18 protein-coding genes and 1 tRNA gene are annotated in these 21721 nt (G+C 42.0%); 11 read left to right on the forward strand and 8 right to left on the reverse strand.

The genetic code is table 11. From position 1 onward, the window contains the following. Nucleotides 1-57: 57 nt before the first annotated feature. A complete protein-coding gene (gene tsaA, locus JMX93_RS01665) occupies nucleotides 58-924 on the reverse strand; it encodes a tRNA (N6-threonylcarbamoyladenosine(37)-N6)-methyltransferase TrmO (protein WP_499203650.1) in 867 nt (288 codons plus the stop codon). Between the two features lie 479 nt (nucleotides 925-1403). Here tsaA and JMX93_RS01670 point away from each other — a divergent pair, with 479 nt between their 5' ends. Continuing rightward, a complete protein-coding gene (locus tag JMX93_RS01670; RefSeq protein WP_193012877.1) occupies nucleotides 1404-2177 on the forward strand; it encodes a ferredoxin--NADP reductase in 774 nt (257 codons plus the stop codon). Nucleotides 2178-2320: 143 nt separating this feature from the next. Beyond that, nucleotides 2321-2407 (forward strand) — tRNA-Leu (locus tag JMX93_RS01675). A gap of 66 nt (nucleotides 2408-2473) precedes the next feature. Here the strand turns inward: JMX93_RS01675 and JMX93_RS01680 are convergent. Further along, nucleotides 2474-2722, reverse strand: a complete 249-nt coding sequence (locus tag JMX93_RS01680; RefSeq protein ID WP_227698044.1) for a hypothetical protein — start codon at nucleotides 2720-2722, stop codon at nucleotides 2474-2476. Nucleotides 2723-3218: 496 nt separating this feature from the next. On the opposite strand from JMX93_RS01680, the gene dinB reads away from it, so the two are divergent. The 7 genes from dinB to infA all read left to right on the forward strand — a co-directional run bounded on the left by dinB (nucleotide 3219) and on the right by infA (nucleotide 11753). Further along, nucleotides 3219-4304, forward strand: coding sequence for a DNA polymerase IV (gene dinB, locus JMX93_RS01685; RefSeq protein WP_499203651.1), 1086 nt, complete (start codon nucleotides 3219-3221; stop codon nucleotides 4302-4304). Nucleotides 4305-4470: 166 nt separating this feature from the next. After that, on the forward strand, nucleotides 4471-5673 hold the full coding sequence (gene queA / locus JMX93_RS01690) for a tRNA preQ1(34) S-adenosylmethionine ribosyltransferase-isomerase QueA (protein ID WP_499203652.1): 1203 nt from the start codon (nucleotides 4471-4473) through the stop codon (nucleotides 5671-5673). Between the two features lie 111 nt (nucleotides 5674-5784). Further along, the gene (locus tag JMX93_RS01695) at nucleotides 5785-7560 is read left to right on the forward strand and encodes a FimV/HubP-related protein (RefSeq protein ID WP_499203653.1); all 1776 of its coding nucleotides are present in this window, start codon (nucleotides 5785-5787) and stop codon (nucleotides 7558-7560) included. A gap of 51 nt (nucleotides 7561-7611) precedes the next feature. Next, nucleotides 7612-9234 (forward strand): FimV/HubP family polar landmark protein, encoded by a 1623-nt coding sequence (locus JMX93_RS01700; protein ID WP_499203654.1) that lies wholly within the window; start codon nucleotides 7612-7614, stop codon nucleotides 9232-9234. Nucleotides 9235-9396: 162 nt separating this feature from the next. Next, nucleotides 9397-10497: an asparaginase gene (locus JMX93_RS01705; protein WP_499203655.1), complete on the forward strand. Its 1101-nt coding sequence runs from the start codon at nucleotides 9397-9399 to the stop codon at nucleotides 10495-10497. A gap of 73 nt (nucleotides 10498-10570) precedes the next feature. Further along, nucleotides 10571-11410: a tRNA pseudouridine(38-40) synthase TruA gene (gene truA, locus JMX93_RS01710; RefSeq protein ID WP_499203656.1), complete on the forward strand. Its 840-nt coding sequence runs from the start codon at nucleotides 10571-10573 to the stop codon at nucleotides 11408-11410. 121 nt (nucleotides 11411-11531) lie between these two features. Further along, nucleotides 11532-11753 (forward strand): translation initiation factor IF-1, encoded by a 222-nt coding sequence (gene infA / locus JMX93_RS01715; protein WP_045446828.1) that lies wholly within the window; start codon nucleotides 11532-11534, stop codon nucleotides 11751-11753. 268 nt (nucleotides 11754-12021) lie between these two features. On the opposite strand, the gene JMX93_RS01720 is transcribed toward infA, so the two are convergent. The 6 genes from JMX93_RS01720 to leuC all read right to left on the reverse strand — a co-directional run bounded on the left by JMX93_RS01720 (nucleotide 12022) and on the right by leuC (nucleotide 18345). Beyond that, nucleotides 12022-13191, reverse strand: a complete 1170-nt coding sequence (locus JMX93_RS01720) for a L,D-transpeptidase family protein (protein ID WP_499203657.1) — start codon at nucleotides 13189-13191, stop codon at nucleotides 12022-12024. 421 nt (nucleotides 13192-13612) lie between these two features. Then, complete coding sequence (gene leuB / locus JMX93_RS01725) at nucleotides 13613-14716, reverse strand: 3-isopropylmalate dehydrogenase (protein WP_499203658.1); 1104 nt, start codon at nucleotides 14714-14716, stop codon at nucleotides 13613-13615. Between the two features lie 137 nt (nucleotides 14717-14853). Further along, nucleotides 14854-15597 (reverse strand): hypothetical protein, encoded by a 744-nt coding sequence (locus tag JMX93_RS01730; protein WP_499203659.1) that lies wholly within the window; start codon nucleotides 15595-15597, stop codon nucleotides 14854-14856. A 141-nt stretch (nucleotides 15598-15738) separates the two neighbouring features. Beyond that, the gene (gene leuD / locus JMX93_RS01735) at nucleotides 15739-16389 is read right to left on the reverse strand and encodes a 3-isopropylmalate dehydratase small subunit (protein ID WP_193012886.1); all 651 of its coding nucleotides are present in this window, start codon (nucleotides 16387-16389) and stop codon (nucleotides 15739-15741) included. Nucleotides 16390-16436: 47 nt separating this feature from the next. Beyond that, nucleotides 16437-16901: a hypothetical protein gene (locus tag JMX93_RS01740; RefSeq protein ID WP_193012887.1), complete on the reverse strand. Its 465-nt coding sequence runs from the start codon at nucleotides 16899-16901 to the stop codon at nucleotides 16437-16439. A gap of 25 nt (nucleotides 16902-16926) precedes the next feature. After that, nucleotides 16927-18345 (reverse strand): 3-isopropylmalate dehydratase large subunit, encoded by a 1419-nt coding sequence (gene leuC / locus JMX93_RS01745; protein WP_499203660.1) that lies wholly within the window; start codon nucleotides 18343-18345, stop codon nucleotides 16927-16929. Between the two features lie 396 nt (nucleotides 18346-18741). Between leuC and JMX93_RS01750 the strand changes: the two genes are divergently transcribed. Further along, on the forward strand, nucleotides 18742-19614 hold the full coding sequence (locus tag JMX93_RS01750; RefSeq protein WP_193012889.1) for a LysR family transcriptional regulator: 873 nt from the start codon (nucleotides 18742-18744) through the stop codon (nucleotides 19612-19614). A 484-nt stretch (nucleotides 19615-20098) separates the two neighbouring features. After that, nucleotides 20099-21598, forward strand: a complete 1500-nt coding sequence (gene putP / locus JMX93_RS01755; protein ID WP_193012890.1) for a sodium/proline symporter PutP — start codon at nucleotides 20099-20101, stop codon at nucleotides 21596-21598. Nucleotides 21599-21721 lie beyond the last annotated feature (123 nt).

The following is a 21721-nucleotide window of genomic DNA, read 5'->3' on the forward strand; positions in this document are numbered from 1 at the left end:
ATTTATTGAGGAGTGATTTATGGATAATTCATGCGGCAGTAATGGCGTCACTGAGCACTACAAGCTCACTTTGACAATAGCCGTTATCTGCAACTGCCCTGAGTCTATCAGCTGAAAGCTTACATCGACAGATTTATAGCGCATGACAAACGGCGTATTTATCTTCGTGCGACGGTAGGCTGGACGCGGATCTTGCGCGATTAATGCTTTAATAGTCTCGATATCAAAAATGAGCAACTGCTCTTGCATCTGTTGAACAAGCGTCGCTACGCTATGATTTTTTGCACGAATAGCTTTCTTATTATTTTTATTCTCAATCTTATTGTCATTTTTATCGCATCGTCCAGCGTCAACCAATGTCATAAATTGCTCATAAGCAGACTCAGTAATGATCACTTCTAATAAGTCTGGCGCAGTTGGCGCAAACCCGCTTTTTGCATTGCTGAGCACATCACTATAAGCGACATAGGGCTTAATATCGATAATCGGCGTACCATCTATCATATCCGCACCGCTAATGATAAGTAATACACCTCCTTCTACAATCTCAATACTTTCAAGCTTAACGGCAGATAACCCAAGCGCTGAGGGTCGATACATACTGCGACTGGCGAATACCCCTATTTTTTGATTCCCGCCCAATCTTGGTGGGCGCACTTGCGCTCGAAAGTTGCTATTCGCTTGATTATTGTCTTTATGTCGATAGTTATGATGAAACTGCCAACTGATCCATATATGGCTAAATGCTTCTAAACCCTCAAACGCAGCTGGCGTATCGTAGGGCGCTAGCATTTCAATAGCACTATTTAGCGCGACCAAATTCGGCTGGCGCGGTGCACCAAATTTTTGTGAAAGCGGCGCACGATGGTAGCCAATGATAGGGGCTTGATGATAATTATCTAAAGACAGATTGTCATCAGACATAAGCTTGCTCCAGTAATAACACACTGCCTTTTTCAAACAGTTCTGCCAAATGATACAAAATTACTCACTAACGATATTCCATTTTATCATGCCGCATCGTCGCTGCTAGACGGATTTTTATTTTAAATTTTGGTATTATGAGCCATAAATTCGATGATAGCCTTTATTTTTCAGCCCTTATAAGCGTTCTACAGCAACATCCATTGTCATGGTTTTATAGAAGACAGATTAGGTCGTATCTACCCTTAGACTCTATATGCTCCTCTCCTGATTTTAAATGCTTAATAAAGTGTTAGTATATCGTCCCATAATGTTGGTTAAAACATCGTCTATGCTACTCACTTTGCATGACAAGGTTTTAAACAATTAGCCGTTCCAATGACGATTGAAATTTTACTATCCTTCTTATCATTGAAAATTTTAATTTAACACTCATTTAGACTTAATAAAACCGATAGCAACTTATTAACGAGGACTTTATGTCAAAACTTCGCACCGAAACGGTCACAGAGGTTCATCACTGGAATGACGCTCTATTTAGCATCAAGACAACTCGCGACGATGGTCTGCGCTTTCGTAATGGCGAATTTGCGATGATCGGAATCGTTGTCGATGGCAGACCGCTATTGCGCGCTTATTCGATTGCTAGCCCGAACTACGAAGATCACTTAGAATTCTTTTCTATCAAGGTTCAAGATGGTCCATTAACCTCGCGCTTGCAGCATATCAAAGTCGGTGACGAGCTGTTGGTCAGCAAAAAACCAACGGGCACTTTGGTACTAGATGATTTACTGCCTGGCAAAAACCTTTATATGCTCTCAACAGGCACTGGACTGGCGCCATTCTTAGCATTGGCACGTGATCCTGAAGTCTATGAACGCTTTGAAAAGATCATTTTGGTACATGGTGTGCGCCATGTCGATGACTTGGCTTATCGTGATATGTTTGAAAACGAACTACCTAACGACGAGATATTTGGTGAATGGTACCGTGAAAAATTCATTTACTACCCGACAGTGACTCGTGAAGAGTTCAAAAATCAAGGCCGCGTAACTGACTTGATGACCTCAGGAAAGCTCTTTGAAGACATTGGGTTACCACCGATGAATAAAGAAGACGACCGTGTTATGATCTGCGGTAGCATGCCTTTTAACGCAGAAGTTTCAGCGATTTTGGACGATTTTGGTTTGACCGTGTCACCACGCATGGGTGTCCAAGCGGATTATGCCGTTGAACGCGCTTTTGTAGGCTAAACCAATTTTTTTGATTTAATTGAAAATTATATTAAATAATTCTTGACGGATAAAAATAGGCTGCTATAATACGCAGCCTATACAGAGTTAAACCTGTAGCCCAATTCGATAATTTCTATCTAATAGACCTTATCTTCTAACATGCCAGTGTGATGGAATTGGTAGACATGACGGATTCAAAATCCGTTGCCTTTATAAGCGTGTCGGTTCGAGTCCGACCACTGGTACCAATATTAGTAACAAATCAGCCTCCTCATTAGGAGGTTTTTTTGTGCCGGTAACATTCGTTACTACACTTATATATCTACTTCAGATTGCATCACCGCAATTATCTTAATGTGCACGGCAAATTCCCATGGCATGCCAGCATTACAATAAAAATACCCGTCACGAAATGACACGATATAAGCCGTAAAATCATTACCACAATGATCCATCATTGCTTGCTCATCGCTATCATCACACACCGCACACCATACTTTTTTATCGCCGCGTGCTAGCATCGCTCTTGTTAGATCGCTCCCTTTTAGTTCATTATTCATCATAAGCTCCTTGATCATTCTAAACTCTCTAACGACAGGCTCTTAAAGAGTTAACTTTACCAAAACTCCATTTCCGATCTTGGCATGAGCGATAAGCAATGTCTTTTTTAAATGGTCATAGAGGCGCACAAGGCATTACTTATTGTTTTACAGTCATCCATTAGCGCGGATACTATATTGTAAAACACTGGAATTAAAACTGTAATATCTAAATGTGAGATTCATGACAAACGGTGAGATTGATACGACAAGTGGTGCAACAGTGCAAATGAGTTTGATTTACAGTAGACTTAGACAAATAAATAGTAAAAATATGTTTGCTAAATTGCATTTTATAAGATTTATTCCGTCATTTTTTATTAACTAACCCCATGATATATAAGATATAAAATTATTTATATCTTATTGCTAACGTCCTGCTAACCTATTAAAGAAATCTATCTAAAAACCTAACTTTTGATACTAAGTTAAAGCGATTGAATCAGGTAAAATAGTGAGTATGACAAACTCTATAAACGCTAGCCCTCGTAAAATTATCCATATAGACATGGATGCTTTTTATGCCAGTGTGGAGCAGCGTGACTTTCCTAAACTGCGCGGTAAGCCATTGGTGGTTGGTGGCGATCCAAATGGTCGCGGTGTGGTCGCGGCAGCCAGCTATGAAGTACGTAAGTTTGGTGTACGCTCTGCCATGTCTTGTTATGAGGCACGCAAACGTTGTCCAGAGGTCGTTTTTGTTAGACCACGTTTTGAGGTGTATCGCGCAGTTAGCAGCGATATTCGCCAGATTATGTACCGCTTAACGCCACATGTTGAACCATTGTCTCTGGATGAAGCATATCTCGATGTTACAGGGCTACAAGTCCATAAAGGCTCAGCAACCTTGATGGCCAATTGGCTAAGGGCACAAATACTAACACATACTGGATTGACGGCCTCAGCAGGTGTGTCATTTAACAAAATGCTGGCGAAAATTGCCTCTGATATTAACAAACCCAATGGTACGGCTATCATCACGCCAGCGGACGCTGATGCCTTTATTAGTACGTTACCTATCGAGCGTTTTCACGGTATTGGTAAAGCCACGACCAAGCGCTTACATGCGATGGGTGTCAATAATGGCGCGGATCTCAAGCGAATGCAAGCAGCTATATTGGTGCAGGAGTTCGGCAAGCGTGGGCAGTTTTATCACGACATTGCCCATGGGCGTGATGAGCGTGCTGTCAAATCTGAGCGCACGCATAAATCTGTGGGTTCTGAGACCACATTCAAAGATAATTTAAGTGATAACCATGAATTACGTATACAAATTTATGAACAAAATGCCGATGCCTTTCATCAACTGCAAAAAAAACAGCTGGTCGCCTATACCATTACTTTAAAAGTTAAATATGCAGACTTCACTCAAATCACTCGCTCGCACACGCTATCGACTGCTTTTGACAGTGCTGGTTCTGCCCATTATTGGTTAGACAAACTGTTTTTAGACATCCCTCGTGAGCTACCTATCCGCCTAGTTGGTGTTACTTTCTCTTCATTAGCACCTGCCACCCAATTGTTGCCGCAGTTAAATTTGTTTGAATAACATACTGCCGCTCATTGCTTTTGTTAATTGTTCATTCTAGTAATGAATGATTAGGCTATTTGCTGTTCAAGCAGCTTTGTGCGCATAAGTCCTTACTAAACTGTCCTTTCATGACATGGTTTCTGCTACAATTACGCCAAAATTTACATTCATTTAAAGATTGATTATGACCGATTTTCACACTGTAGACTCTACTACTACTGCCTCAATTGATGCCAAAAAAAATGACAATGGTTTGAATTATTTGAGCGTTGATGACTATGATTATGAGCTGCCAGACAGCCTGATTGCACGCTATCCACTATCACAGCGTTCTGCCTCAAAACTTTTGTATTTGCCCACCAATAATCAAAAAGAACCTACGCTTGTAGAAGATCGCTTATTCGCTGAGTTACCTGAGTTATTAAATGAGGGTGATTTGATTGTATTTAATGATACAAAAGTGATGAAAGCGCGCCTCTTCGGTCAAAAGGATACTGGTGGTAAGCTTGAAGTATTGATTGAACGCTTGGTTGATATCTCAGATTTAAAAACAGCGACTTTGCATCTAGAAGCTACAAATGACAAACCAGTGAATCAAGAACATATTGCACTTTGCCATGTTAAAGCCAGCAAGGCGCTCAAACTTGGACAACACTTGCAGCTTGCTGACGGTCATATGAAAGCAGTGATGATTGGTCGTCAAGACAACTTATTTATTTTAGCGTTTGATGCGCCGATCTTGCCGCATTTAGAGCTTTATGGCGAGCTGCCTATTCCACCCTACTTTGAACGCCATGCGGATGAGACAGACAATAGTCGTTATCAAACTGTTTTTCATGATCCAAGCAAGCTTGCAAGCGTGGCTGCACCGACTGCAAGCTTACATTTTGATGAATCGGTACTGAGCAAACTTGCGGCAAAAGGGATTCATACTGCTTTTGTGACTTTACACGTTGGCGCTGGTACATTTGCGCCAGTAAAAACGGACAATTTGCTCAATCACACCATGCATAGCGAATATGCACATTTACCACAAGCAACCGCTGAGCTCATCAATCAAACCCATGCGAATGGTAAACAAGTCATCGCTATTGGTACCACGGTCACACGTGTGCTCGAAACGGCTTATCAAAAAACAGCCGTTAATGGTCAGCCTCTTTCCAGCTGGTCAGGTGATACTGATATATTCATTTATCCAGGGTTTAAGTTTGGTGTGATAGATCGACTGTTAACCAATTTCCATTTACCAAAATCAACGTTGCTAATGCTGGTGTCGGCATTTTCTGGTAAAGAATCCATTGAGCATGCTTATCAACATGCGATTAAAGAACACTATCGCTTCTTTAGTTATGGCGATGCAATGCTGCTTGATAGAAAACGCGATTAAACAATACTCAAACATTTTTTGCATTGGCCACAACAGTTGTGAAATAAACTGGTAAACTAAATGGTATTTTGTTATAACAGCACAGATAACTTATATCTTAAAGGTCTGCACATGTCTTGTCATTTATCTCATCGGTTGACTACTGTACATCGCGCGGTATCGATGGCACTACTTTGTTCCGTAGGCTATGCGGCTCTCGCATCGAGTGCACAAGCTGCAACGATTGGTAAGACTGTTGTCACCTCTGCCCAGCATGAGCCGCTAGCTGCGAGCATTGTAGTCAGTGATATTCGAGCCGCTGACTTCTCAGCAAGTTTGGCAAACTCTACTATTTATCAGCAAATGGGCTTAGCCCAAACTGATTCGATGACCGTACGTTTCAAACCTACCTCAGCCACTAGCGGTCAAGTATTTATTACTACTTCAAAGCCTGTATCGACACCTTTTGCTGATGTGGTCTTGAACATAAATGATAAAGGTCAACGCAATGTCATTCCCAAGACATTGTTGATGCCTCTCGATAGCAGCTTGCCCACTGATACGCCTAAAAACATCGTTACTGGCGCAAAAAAACCCAATCTACCCAGTGTGTCCTCAAGTACGGCTAAACCGTTGACCGTTAGAGAAGGTGCGCCGCCGCCACTAACATTATCACCCTTACTACCGACTAGTCATTCATCAACGAGCGAGTTAGTGGCGTCTAAATTGTCAGTGCCTAATATCCAAGCGCCTACAACGATTCCTATATCGCAAGGCAACAATCTTGCTTATGCACCTAGCCGACTAAATAACGGTCGTTTAAACAACGTTAACAACGATCTTAACGCTAACGACAATAACCGCAATCCAACCAGTCGATTAGACAATGGTCGCTTGGGTGCAAATGAAAAAGTGACGACCATTGGTGACAGCAATATTGACCTAAATTCTGCTAAAAATGTAGCGAATAATACAGCACCAATCAATAACAAGACCATGCCAATAGGTAATAATCTGGCTGCTATAGCTGTCACTGATAAACAGCTCGATATTTTGAATATCCAAGTTACTCGCCAGATACAGCCGAGTAGTAAATCAGAAGCTGGCATGATGGCTGCTTCTCCTATTATGCCAATACCGAGTGACAACAAAGCAAATACACCAAAAGCTAGTCTTGACACCAGCAATACAGCTGTCGCCACTGTCCCAGCCAATGACATCTCGGTCAATACAGCTTCTAATGTCACCAATAACGCCTCTAGCAATACGGCAGCCAGTACTACATCCCAATATCAAGTACAGCGTAACGATAGCCTATGGGTTATTGCACAGCAGATTGCGCAGGAGAACAACTTAGATATTCAAACAGTGATGAAGCAGATTCAGTCGCAGAATCCTGATGCCTTTATTAATAAAGACGCAGGTCAACTCAAAGCGGATGCTAAGCTTAGCTTGCCCAGTTACGAGGTTGTACCATCACAACAAAAATTAGAAGCGGCTATTAAGGCACAAAGACAATATAGCCGCAGAGCAAACACACCTGTGGAAAAAAAGGCTGCCAAAGCACCATCTAAAAAACCATCTGAGACGAATCAAACCGCTAAACAGCGTAAAAAACCAATGATTACTAAAACACAAACGCTGCCAAAAGCACAGTTTTCAGTTCTAGCTCCTGGTCATAATGGCAACGCAGATGGTACTCAAGCAACATCAGCAGCGGCAACAGGTAATGGTCTCAGTACAGATATATTAGCCACGCTCAAAGCCTCAAGACAAAGTACGGCAGCCCAAGCTCAGCGCCTGTCAAAAACCAGCAGTGCACTTGATAGCTATACGAGAAAAATTCAATTACAAAACCAAAAACTGGCTGAGCTACAAGCTCGTCTCAAAAAACTACGCAATCAATAATTGCCTAACTGATCAACGCAGTTTGCTGTGATCATAGGCGTGGGAGTAACTATGGACAATATGCTATATATCATCGCCGGATTGGTACTTATCCTAATAGTAGCTGGTTTACTATTGTACAAAAAGAAAGCGCAAAAGCCCTCAGCGCAACCGGGGATGAGTACCGCTACGCCAGCTCCGATGCCAAAAAAGGGTCACGACACTCCTGCCCAAAGCCATAGAGGTGATGACAATAAGTTCGATCATATTACGATTGCCCAGCGCTTCATGGATCAACAGCGCTATGACAAAGCAATTGAGACACTTAATCGTGGCCTAAGTGAAAAACCAAATGATGGCCCATTGTCTGTTAAATTACTCAGCATATACGCGACCATTAATCAGCTAGAGGATTTTAACAAAGTTTATGATGCCATCAAAACGCAAAGCGACCCAAAGAGTCTTGCTCTAGCTGATGAGTTAAAAACTTTATTTTCAGAAGAGCAGAATCAAGTCGCGGCAAAAGAGGCACCCGTAGAAGATAATAGCAATTTTGAAAGCATAGATTTTGACTTACCTATTAATCAGGTCGATAGTAAGAACGCGATATCTGATCAGCCAACCTCTGAAGATAACCGTCGTACGCTGATAGATGACAGCATGTCTAATTCGGCAGTGACAAGCACTTCTTATGAGGCCAGTCTTACTAGCGAAAATGTAGAGGATAACTTTGATCTTACGCTGAGTGATTTAGAGAGTAATATCAATGCACCTGAGGCGACTGATACTGCGCCAGTCACATCATTAGAGATGGTAGACGATGAAAGCCTTAACACTGCCAATATTGACATAACTAGTAATGATGTCGCGGTGTCCGCTGAAGATAATGACTTTAATGATCTTAGCGATTTTGACTTTAGCCTTGATTCACCTGAAGAAACTGATGCGCAGGCAACGGATTCGGTCATTTCAGACCGCTCTGATAGTATTAACGATGAGATGACACTAGACGATGACGCGTTCATTTTAGACTTTGATGACCTAGCAACCGATGTCGATAAAGATATTGCCGAGACTGCTGAAGAATTGTCTATCGATGCTGTCCAAAATGACGAAGAAAATGATTTCGCTTTGTCTTTAGACAGTCTTGATGCGCCAAACACCATAGAAACTTCAATAGAAAACGAAGCTCCTGCACCTGAAGAAAATAGTGATACTGATAACTTCATCATTGAAGACAGTGGTGTTGAAGAAGATCGTTTTGAAATTGAAAGCTTTGAAAATATTAATCTCGAAGCGCAATCGCTTGATAATGATGATTCAGAATATGCTCTTGCTGAAGAATCTAGTGTCACACCGACTGCCCCGTTGCTATTCGATGATCACGCTTTATTAGACAATGAATTCGATACTCACTCTTCAACAGCACTGAGCCCAGTTGCTCCGATCGAGGACGAGTCTACACTTACCTCCGAAAATGCCGCTGAAACAGCAGAAGATTTTTCATCGCGCTTTGCAGCAGACTTCGATTTTGTAAAGTCATTAGATAGCAACCAAGTCACGCTAGATTTGGCAGGTCAATATTTACAATTAGGTGAATACGACAGTGCTAAACGTTTGTTGAATGAGGTATTAATTCAGGGCACTAGTGAACAACAGAACCAAGCTCAAGTTCTACTAGATCGTACTGCATAAAAGATCCGTCCTTCTCTTGTCAGCAAGTATTCTATAACACGAAGAATACTTGCTGATTTTTTTTGCATTTAACCTTTATACTATTTATTATTACTGAACGCTATTAGCATCCAACCTTAGTCTCTCTTTTTTCTTACATACTTCTTTATTACGGCTCATACTATGCCATCTTCTGCTATGACAAAAACATTATCCGATCCTGTCCAACTTATTTATGCTGGCGGTACTTTTGGTAGCTATGGACGACCCTTAGCACCGTTACCAGCAGAAATATTCTTACCCACTTTACAAAAGCTATTGGCTGACCAAGATAATGCTGACCATCTGCCTAAAATCTCATGGCTGGATAACACCTTAATTAAAGACAGTAGTCAACTGACTCCTAACGACTTTATACATTTTTATCAGCTTTTGCTGGCCGCCTATGCACAAGGTGATAGGCGTTTTGTGCTCATCACTGGTACAGATACCTTGAGTTATTTGGGTGCATTTTTAGCAGAAGCTTTTGCTGGCAGTGATATTTGTGTAGTCGTTACCGGTAGTATGCGTCCATTGTTAGACAGCGACGTGCTGCACTCCTACACCATCGACGCACATAGCGACGCATGGAATAACCTCAGCGATTCACTAAAACTGGCAGCAGCTGGTGAGTCAGGTGTAAAAATTAGTTTTGGCGGTGAGTCTTGGCCTGCGCAAACGGTTCAAAAAATTCATAGCCACGATTTGATGGCATTTACGGGTCACTCTAGAGCCGCCTATCCTGCCAATAGTTATATCAAAAGCTTACCGAATACCCGCCGCCAGCATTGGCTCGATGATCAGCAAGCTATCATTAAAAATATCGAATCTCGGGCAGCGCAAGCACGCATTCATGCTTTATATTGCTTGCCGAACGATACGGAGGTAATGAGTAGCCAACTACAGGCATTACTATCACAGCCGCCATGTGGCATTATCTTATTGGGATTTGGCGCAGGCAACGTTCCTTATTCGCTAGCGCTAGCAGAGGCACTAGAGCTTGCTTATGAAAACGGCCACATGGTGATATGCGCCAGCCAGTCTCCATTTGGCGGTGTCAGTGACAGTTATGCGGCTGGTAGTTGGCAATACCAGTATCATGTGATTGCTGGCGGACGCTTAACGATTCCCGCTATCTATGCACGATTATTATGGCTATTGCTGCGTTATGACAATCCCGCTCGGCGCAGACAACGTTGGTTGAACAATGTCAATCAGGCGGGCACCACTATCAAAAAACGTTAGACTATCGTTAAATATGTTTACTTTATAAGAACCAATACGAAAATATTCAATACCAATCATGTCCGAGATTAACATGTCCGAGATTAACAGCAGCAACGCTGAAACGCCCCCAACCTACACGTTAGCCATTGCGATTGAGTTTTTGGGGACACACTATCATGGCTGGCAGCGGCAACGAGAAGTATTGGGCGTGCAAGAAGCATTAGAAACCGCTATCGGTAAAGTCGCGAATGAGACGGTAGAGGTCGTCGCAGCTGGTCGTACCGATGCAAGCGTCCATGCCAGTAATATGATTGCCCACTTTACGACACATGCCTATCGTCCTACTAATAACTGGCTACGCGGGGTCAACAGCCTATTGCCTGATGATATCGCCCTGCGGTGGATTCAACCGATGCCTGACGACTTTCATGCGCGTTTTGGTGCCATTGCTCGTCGTTATCGCTACATTACGCTGAATCAAGCACAGCGCCCGGCTATTTTGAATCACCAAGTGACTCACATCTATGAACCGCTCGATTTAGCAGCGATGCAACTGGCAGCAGCCGATATCGTCGGTACTCACGATTTTAGTAGCTACCGTGCCGCTGCCTGCCAGTCTAATCAGCCCGTACGGTCAGTCAGTCATGCAAAACTCTTTACCCATGGTCAGTTTATCGTTTTTGACATTCAAGCAGATGGATTTTTGCATCACATGGTCCGTAACTTAATGGGCACCTTATATGCTATCGGTCGACACGAGTTACAGCCAGAAGCCTTTTTAGATATTTTAGCCAAAAAAGATCGTACTATCGCACCGCCTACTGCCTCTGGTGACGGCCTATATTTTATCAATGCTTACTATCCTGAGCACTTTCAACAATTATTGCCAAATGCTCCTTTAACCCCTATTTGGCTAAATTTGCCTGACTAAATGAATATGAGCTGGCATACATAACGGTTACAGGCTGTCAAGTAAAAACCTAGTGCTGTATTGCTTTAATCCGCTAACTTACGTATAATATGGGCTTATTTTTAATTGATTGATACCAGCTATGGCAAAAGACGATATTATTGAATTTGAAGGTGAAGTCATTGACACCCTTCCTAATACACTGTTTAGAGTTCGTTTAGAAAACGGACACGAAATTATTGCGCACATCTCAGGTAAGATGCGTAAGCATTATATCCGCATCTTGACAGGTGATAAAGTTAAGGTCGAAATGACACCTTATGACCTATCGAAAGGTCGTATTACTTATCGCGGCAAAAACTAATTTCTTATAGACTAAAATGGTTATAAAAATATTTATATAAATACAGCTGGTTGCTAAATGGCTTCTTTTCGCTGGTATAAATGTTTGGGTGGTTTAACTGATAATAATAATGAAAAAGCTAACCTGCTCATTATTGCCTATCAATATTTTAGTTATTCAGTCTTAGTTATTTGTTTTTAACATAAAAAATACCGCTAAATTTCAGCGGTATTTTTTTGTCTAAATTTTATGAGTTAATTTTTTTAAAGAATGGCTAATAAGTAGTGAGTCATTCTTTAAACTCGACGGTTGCACCATTTTGAATCACCCCTAGCAAAGCAAGGGCATCCCAATTTGTCAGGCGTATACAGCCCGCTGACGCTTGACGGCTAATACGGTCAGGATCGGGTGAGCCATGAATACCATAAGAAGGCTTGCTAAGCCCAATCCATACCGAACCTACTGGATTATTAGGACCAGGTGGAAGAATAGACTTGCTACCATCTTTAGCAGTATAAGTATAGTTCGGCTCATGAACCTTCACCTCTACCGTATGTGTACCTGTCGGTGACGGTGTCGCTATACTACCTACTGTGGTCGGATAGCTGGCAACTAAGTTTCCTTTATCGTCATAAGCATATAGCGTTTCAGTGACTTTATCAGCAACGACTCGACTGACAGGCTTGGTATTTGGGTTGCCAGGATTATAAACCGTGATTGTTTCGCCCGCAATAAAGCTAGCTTTAGGGTTTAACGTCTTGAGATAATTTTCACTGATATGAAATTTTTCTGCTAGCGCTTCCGTGATATTTTCGTAATATAAACCCTCGAGTTTAGATTTGGCTTCGGCACCAGCTGGTATTTCTGTGGTCTTGATAGTGACGTCCGCATCAGTTATCTGATAGCTGACCAGCACTGGCTGTACCATGAGTTTCTCATCCTTCGTCAGCGCCTGCCATGTTTCATTGTTTAGCGTGTCAGTGACTGCCAAACCATTTGCTTGTTGAAACGCTTGCATCGCCTTGCGGGTGTTTTTTCCCCAATACCCATCAACAGGACCCACACCGTTATGATGCCAATTCAATAATGCTTGCAATTTAGTACCGATGATACGGTCGATACTCATGCCCTCTTTCCAAGTGGCATTATTCACCTTTTGAGCAGAAACTGATAAATTGTCTGTCGTATACTTTATCGTAGGTAAGAATTTGTTCAGAGCATTTGCTGTTTTGCTATCGCCTGCCAACTTTTGGCTAACGCCATTGGTCACTGGGCTGATATCTTTAGCAGCATTGGCTTGGTTAGCGTTACTTTTGCTAATTTTGGCTTCATTTATACTGGTCGCTTGAGGATTAACATTTGCACTATCCAGTGGCACTGCAACGCTCTGCCCCATAAAAGCTGCCGTAGAAAAGCCAATCATCGCTATAGCCATGCTGATTTTTTTTAATTGATACACCTCATGCTCCTAATTTTTTATAAAAGTGATAAATTTTATTTTTTTATGTGGTCATTAAGGCTTATTCTTTTGAGTTTTAACACCTTAACAATCAACCCTGCTCAAACGTTATCTTCTTACTGTTCTATCAAATTCAAAAGACTGCATTTCTGTTTACAAGCAGTTAATAATGTCATATCACCCTGTGAGCATATAACAGCTTTATGTTAATAAAGCCCTTGTCCTGCGGTGTCTGTGTTAAAACAAGTACTTTTTTACAACTATCTGGTCTAGTGTGTTACCGCTGAACAATGATTCAAACAAACATAAAAAACCCATAATCTGCTGAGCAAATTATGGGTTTAAATTGACGATAAATTGTAAAGGTAAGAGTTCTGCCCTATCGAAATAAAACAGGAAAAAATTCAATCTATCGTGATCATTAAAGCAATTTAGCCAATACTGCTTGTCCCATCTCTTGACAACCTACTTGCTTCAGTCCAGCTTCATTACTATCTAAAATATCAAGCGTACGCAAACCATCATCAAGGACATCACTGACTGCTTGCTCAATCGCTTGTGCTGCTGCCTCTTGCTTAAAGGTATAACGCAGCATCATGGCAACAGATAAAATAGTAGCCAACGGATTGGCTTTGTCTTGTCCAGCAATATCAGGCGCTGAGCCGTGACATGGCTCGTACATGCCTTTGCCTGCTTCATCAAGACTGGCTGATGGCAACATACCGATAGAGCCTGTCAACATCGCAGCTTCATCAGACAAGATATCACCGAACATATTACCCGTCACCATGACATCAAACTGTTTGGGATTCTTGATCAATTGCATACAAGCATTGTCAGCATACATGTGCGATAACGCCACATCGCTATAATCTGCTTGTTGCATCTGGGTCATCGTCTGCTTCCACAGCTCAGTCACTTCTAAAACATTGGCCTTATCCACAGAACAAACTTTGGCAGCCGTACCTGCTGCTTGCGCACGCGTTTTTGCCAACTCAAAAGCAACTTTGCCGATACGCTGAATTTCACTCGTACTATAGACCATGGTGTTGTAGCCTTGCTGTTCACCATTCTCTAATGTACGTATCCCACGTGGCTCACCAAAATAGATACCACCAGTCAGCTCACGGACGATAAGCAAATCCAAGCCTGAAATAATCTCAGGTTTGATACTAGAAGCATTGACCAACTGCGGGTAAAGCTTTGCCACACGTAGATTAGCAAACAAACCAAGCTCACCACGTATTTTAAGTAAGCCACGCTCAGGACGCTTGCTGCGCTCAATACCATCCCATTTAGGACCACCGACCGCTCCTAGCAATACCGCATCTGCTGCTCGGGCACGGGTTAACGTCTCATCTGGCAAAGGCTCACCCGTTGCATCAATGGCCACACCGCCAATCAATCCAGATTCAAGTGTCAAATCTAACGCAAATTTATTATTGACCGCATTAAGTACGTCAATGGCTTGAGTCATAATTTCAGGGCCGATACCATCGCCCGCTAATGTTAAAATCGTTGCCATACTAATCCTTGTGAGTAGATAGTTTTTTATTTATGCTGATGCTACAAACTTACGATATTTTCCTAAAAACGATTTTTGGTGCCATCAATAGCACACAAAACAATAGTCTATTGCTATTTGTGTAAATCAAATGCACCCTAAGCTTTGGCTTTTACTTTCGATGGTATGGGCAGCGCTTTCACGATACGAGTTTCTACAAACTCTCCTTGGTGCTCAGTACCCAGCTCTTTACAAAAGCGGCGCTGTACAGTGTTGCCTTGATACAGCTCAACACATAGCGGCTGTGGTGAAGCAGTGTCCAATAAACTACCCGAATTATCGTTAGATTTTGTCTGATAAGCTCGCAATTGATAAGTATCCGCCTCAATAAAATCGTGAATTAAGACAAAACGTTCAACATAGTCCAAATTATTTTCTGGATAGAAATTCACCTGTACTTCGCGTTTTGCAGGTTTTACCCGCGCATAATAATTGGTTAGACTCGGCATACCTGAAGCAGACAAAGGTACAATTTTAATCTCATTTTTAGATGCGAGTGGTGTCATGTTCATGTTTGTGTACATTGATGTTTGCGCATGCTTAATACCGATACGACCTTTTGCGCTCGCGTCTTTCATCGCAACCAGCATGGCAGGATTGATAGGCTCATGCGTATCCGCTCCTATCACTCGTGTCTTATCTATGCGTGCAATTTCACAGTGATAAGTCCCTATGCAGGCAATATTGACTTCACCAGTGATCGGCTGAATCTTACCTGCCCATGCTTTGGCGTTTTCTGCCTCATCTATTTTCTGATACCCAGTCAATAGCTGACAGCCTGACAACAATAAGCTTGCGGCAACAACCGTACTTGTCCATAAAGCATAACGTTTTTTATTCATAATGGCGGCTACTATTTATGAGAGAAAGAATAAAATATCGTAAAAAAACTATCCTTCATTTTAGCCAGTTCACCGCCATAACTCAACGCTACATTACTACTGTTCAGCAGTTTTATGAGTAATAGCTTGCAGATTTATTGTTTATGCTCGTACATTATTAAATATCCACGGTGTTTTTTGCATCATCTTATGCTCATAATCTTTAATGGCATCGCTTTGCTGCAAAGTTAAACCAATATCATCAAGCCCATTTAACAGGCAATGTTTGCGAAAAGCATCCACATCAAATGCGTATTCTTCACCTGTTGAGGTAATGACGACTTGGCGCTCAAGATCTGCGGTTAGCTCATAGCCTTCATTAGCAAGCGTGTCTTTCATTAATATATCTACAATTGCCTCGTCCAAGACGATTGGTAGCATGCCGTTTTTAAAGCAATTGTTATAAAAAATATCCGCAAAGCTTGGCGCGATTACCGTACGAAAACCATATTCAGACAATGCCCAAGGCGCATGCTCACGACTAGAGCCACAACCAAAGTTTCGGCGTGCCAGCAAAATAGTCGCGCCTTGATAACGCGGTTTGTTTAGGACAAATTCTGGATTGATAACGCGTGTGCTATTGTCTTGACCTGGATACCCTTCGTCAAGATAGCGCCAATCATCAAACAGATTGACACCAAAGCCTGTGCGTTTGATGGACTTTAAAAACTGTTTTGCAATAATTTGATCGGTATCGACGTTTGCGCGATCTAATGGGCAAACGATACCCGTTTGAGTGTTATAAGCTTGCATAGTTTTTCCTTAAAATATCAATTACTAACGTAAAATTTTCTGGCTGCTTAATACAGCTCAAAAGAGCGTGCCATTTGCTTGACTATCTTAGTCATCCTACCCGTTTCATTTTTGGCATAGTTCAAGTGTAGGACAGCTTCCTTACCGTCATCAACTTTAATAACATGATAGAAAACTTGACCGTTTTCTCTATAGCCGCTTACTGTATAGGTGTTATCTTTTAAAAGCTCGTAGGTAACTGTGGTACCTATCTTGTATCGATGCTGCTTTTCTTTCAAATAATCGCTATCGGTATAAGAGAAGACAATTGGTGTATAACTACCAAAGACCAAAATATCGGCATTAGAATTAGCCAACTTAAAATGACGACCATCACCATTATCTGCCTCGGGTAGCCATTTTAATTGGTTAGGCACATCGATACAGTAGGCAAATTTTGCATTACAGTATTCAAGAGCCATCGCTAACTGAGAGCTACTCAATAAATAAAATAAAACAAGTAGCCTTTTCATTTTCATGCTCTATACAAATGTAAAATTAAAACGTTCTTACATCGACAAAATGACCAGCTAACGCTGCTGCCGCTGCCATTGCTGGGCTTACCAAATGCGTACGACCACCATTGCCCTGACGACCTTCAAAGTTACGATTAGATGTTGAGGCACAGTGCTCTTGCGGCTCAAGTTTGTCTGCATTCATCGCCAGACACATCGAACAACCCGGCTCGCGCCACTCAAAACCAGCCTCCGTAAACAAGGCATCTAAACCTTCTGCTTCAGCCTGCAATTTCACTTGCCCAGAACCCGCCACAACGATGGCTTCTTTGATATTGTCCGCGACTTTACGACCTTTAATGACTGCAGCGGCATCACGCAAATCTTCGATACGGGAGTTGGTACATGAACCAATAAAAATGCGATCAAGCTGGATATCGGTAATCTTCTGCCCAGCGTCTAAACCCATATAAGTATAAGCACGTAACCAGCCTTCTTCTTGTGCCTCATCTGCGGCTTGATCAGGTGTCGGTACTGACTGTGTGATATCGACAACCATTTCAGGAGAAGTTCCCCAAGAGACTTGTGGTGCTATTTGGCTACCATCGAGCTCAACCACAGTATCAAATACTGCGTCATCATCTGAATATAAGGTACGCCAGTAAGCTTCCGCTTGCTCCCATTGCTCAGAGGTTGGCGCATAAGGACGACCTTTGACATATTTAATGGTCGTGTCATCGACTGCAACCATACCCACGCGAGCACCTGCTTCGATCGCCATGTTACAAACGGTCATGCGACCTTCCATACTCATGTCTTCAAATACTTGCCCAGCAAATTCGATAGCATGGCCTGTTCCGCCAGCCGTGCCAATTTTGGCGATAATAGCCAATACCACGTCTTTTGAGGTCACGCCAGCACCAAGCTTACCGGTAACACGGATTTGCATATTTTTTGATTTCTTCTGAATCAAGCATTGAGTTGCCAATACATGCTCAACTTCAGACGTACCGATACCATGCGCTAAGCAGCCCAGTGCGCCATGAGTAGCAGTATGCGAATCACCACAAACAACCGTCATACCCGGTAACACCAAACCTTGCTCAGGGCCAACAACGTGTAAAATGCCTTGACGAGCATCATTAATCGTGAATTCAGCGATATCAAATTTGGCGCAATTTTCATCCAAGGTTACTACCTGCAAGCGTGATACCTTGTCTTTGATACCAGGCACGCCTTCTAAACGCTCTTTAGTGACTGTGGGTACGTTATGATCAGGACTGGCGATATTAGCCGACAGGCGCCACGGCGCTCTATTGGCTAATTCCAAGCCTTCAAATGCTTGCGGACTAGTCACTTCATGCAACAGATGGCGGTCGATGTAAATCAGGCTCGAACCATCATCACGCTTGGTGACTTCGTGAGCGTTCCAAAGTTTGTCATATAACGTTTGACCAGCCATGTTGCTATCCTTTATTGGTTGCTAATTACTGAATTTTTTACTTAACGATATTTTATCGTCAGCGGCGCTTGTATAAAAATCGATATTTTCATATTGGCCATGCTGAATAAATACTGCCAAAAATTGGTATTAAGAATGAATGTACGGTAAAAAACATAAATATTGCTTATTGGTAATCTTACATTTATGACCACTGTCAGTGCTTAAAACGTGCAATGAACTGCAAATAATCAATTTAATAGAATAAATACGTCTCGATGTCTTGTGATTATAGCAGGCTAATCCTATAATAATAATTGATGATTTTTGACCAGATGCAAACTTTTATTTCTAATACATTGTGATTGGGTCAGCCAACTTTTATTTATAGCTCACAAAGTAGCTAAGGACATCCGTTTGAACACCACAAACTTGACAACATTCGTTACCGTTATGCACACTGGTAGCATCTCAGGCGCCGCAGAGAAACTGTTTATTACTCAGCCTGCTGTCAGTAAGCGCATCAAAAATCTGGAAGATGAATTTAACATTACTTTGTTTGATACGGTGGGACGCGGCATTGTGCCAACCCAAGCAGCCAGCGAAATGCTGCCACACGCTAAGCGTTGGCTAGAAGATTATGAGAATTTCAAGATTAATCTGCAACACTCTCAACATATCGTATCGGGTAAGTTAGTCATCGGTACCAGCCATCATATTGGCTTGCACCACTTAGCGCCTGTACTCAAGCATTTTATCCAAGCTTATCCTGCCGTACAACTAGAAGTACATTTTGTCGATTCAGAAACTGCTCATAAAGCCGTGCTTGATGGCGATTTATCATTGGCATTTTTAACACTGCCGCCCGTCTATGATAAGCGTTTGACTTATCATACTTTATGGTCCGATCCCCTCTACTTTATGACTGGCACTTTATCTCCTTTAGCGACAAAGTCTAATGTAACACTAGAGCAATTGGCGCGCTATCCTGCTATCTTGCCTTCTGCCAATACCTTTACTAGTCAGATTACCTTGGCTGAATTCGCTAAGCACAATCTCAAGCCTTATGCCACGATGAGCACCAATCCACTTGAGTCTATTCGCATGCTGGTTTCTGTCGGACTGGGTTGGTCAGTGTTACCCCAGACTATGATCAGTCAGGATTTAGAACGTATTGACATGGCAGATAATATTGAATTGCAGCGCTACTTGGGGGTTGTCATTAATCCAAAATTGACAAAATCTAGTAGTGTTACTGCTTTGTTAGATTTATTAGCGCCTATTGAATAGGAGTTTTCTGCCGTAGTAATGATGATTGTAGCGTGCTCTTAAATCAAGAAAGCACGCTATTCGCATTTGTGACCCTCATGAGTTATAATACACCTGACGTTGTTTTCATAACAAAAATTTACCATAAGAACACTGATAGTCATATATTGAACACTTCGAGTAATATATGATAGTTGATAGTAGGTTTAATGGTTTTAAATGATTGGTTATATAGGCGGCCGATACTGATAGATGAGTCGTCAATGCGAGCAATAGAAATCGTAGAATGTGACATTTTTATGGCTTTCTAAGCACGGCGGATTAGTATGAGCCCTAAAACAGCATCAATCATATAAAACTAACAACAGATATTGAATAAAAGCCATTATGTCCTACTTAATGGCTTTTTTCGTCTTTAGATATTGTTTTGGACATCGTCTTATAACACTTAATCTTTATAGTTAAAAATAATTACCGCCAACAATGTTGGTTAAGGACAATTTATATGAACGGAGTTTCTAGCGGCGTGCTGGTATCACTTGGCGCCTATTTTTTAGTGATGATTGGGATTGGCATTTACGCTTACTTTAAGCAAGCCAATGATACTGAAGGCTATATGTTAGGAGGACGCAGTTTAGGTCCCGCAGTTACTGCATTATCGGCAGGTGCATCAGATATGTCCGGTTGGTTACTACTTGGCTTACCCGGTTACATGTATGCTGACGGTGTCGTGAGCATATGGATCGCGCTTGGTTTGACACTTGGTGCATTTTTAAACTACCTTATTGTGGCACCGCGCCTTCGCGTTTATACCGAAGTGGCTGATAACGCCATTACGCTACCTGATTATTTCGCTAACCGCTTCGAAGATAAATCGCACATGCTACGTGTGATATCTGCCTTGGTTATCATTCTATTCTTCACCGTTTATACCGCTGCAAGCCTAGTGGGTGGCGGTAAGCTCTTTGAAAGCTCTTTAAATCTTTCTTATAGCACTGGCCTATGGGTCACCGCTGGCGTTGTTGTTGCTTATACGCTATTCGGTGGTTTCTTAGCCGTTTCGATGACTGACTTTGTACAAGGTATCATCATGCTGTTTGCAATGGTGATTGTTCCTGTCGTCGCTTTCACTGATCTTGGTGGTATTTCAGCCACGACTCAAGCTGTTAGAAACATTGATCCAAGCTTGCTTAACATTACTAGTGGTATGAGTATTCTTGGTATTGTTTCCTTAATGGCATGGGGCTTGGGTTATTTTGGCCAGCCACACATCATCGTGCGCTTTATGGCAATTCGCTCAGTCAAAGATGTCCCTACTGCCCGTAACATCGGTATGAGCTGGATGATTGTCAGCCTTATTGGAGCACTGATGACTGGTTTTGCTGGTCGTGCGTATGTCCAAAAGACAGCGATGACTCTAGATGATCCTGAGACCATCTTTTTAGTATTTACGCAGTTTTTATTCCATCCATTGGTTTCAGGCTTCTTATTAGCCGCGATTTTAGCAGCGATCATGAGTACCATCTCATCGCAACTATTGGTGGTATCAAGCTCATTGACTAAAGATGTGTATAAGCTGTTTTTTGATAAAGATGCACCGGAAGCGCGTCAAGTATTGGTCGGCCGTATTTCCGTAATCATTGTCGCCGTGGTTGCCATTTTACTGGCGTCTAATCCAGAAAGCTCGGTATTGAATTTGGTCTCTAACGCCTGGGCAGGATTTGGTGCAGCATTTGGACCATTGGTTATTTTTAGTCTCACATGGCGCGGTATGAACCGTAACGGTGCAGTTGCTGGTATGGTCATTGGTGCATTGACGGTTATCCTATGGATTTATGGTCCTTTCCAAATGAATGGCATGGCATTAAATAGCTGGTTATATGCTATCGTTCCAGGCTTTATATTAAGCACTATTGCAATATTCGCGGTTAGTATTATGACTGGGGGTCCAAAACCATCAGTCACTGCTAAGTATAAAGAGATGGAGCTGAACTTAAATAAATAAGTTTATACACGACTTTTCTAATAAAAAAACCTCGCCATCATTGGCGAGGTTTTTTATTGAGAGCTATTAGCTCTAATACATAAATTGATAATGCAATTCAAACCTCGAAGATAAATAAATGAC

The sequence above is a fragment of the Psychrobacter muriicola 2pS genome (assembly GCF_904846535.1).
GTDB classification, from domain to species: Bacteria; Pseudomonadota; Gammaproteobacteria; order Pseudomonadales; family Moraxellaceae; genus Psychrobacter; species Psychrobacter aquimaris.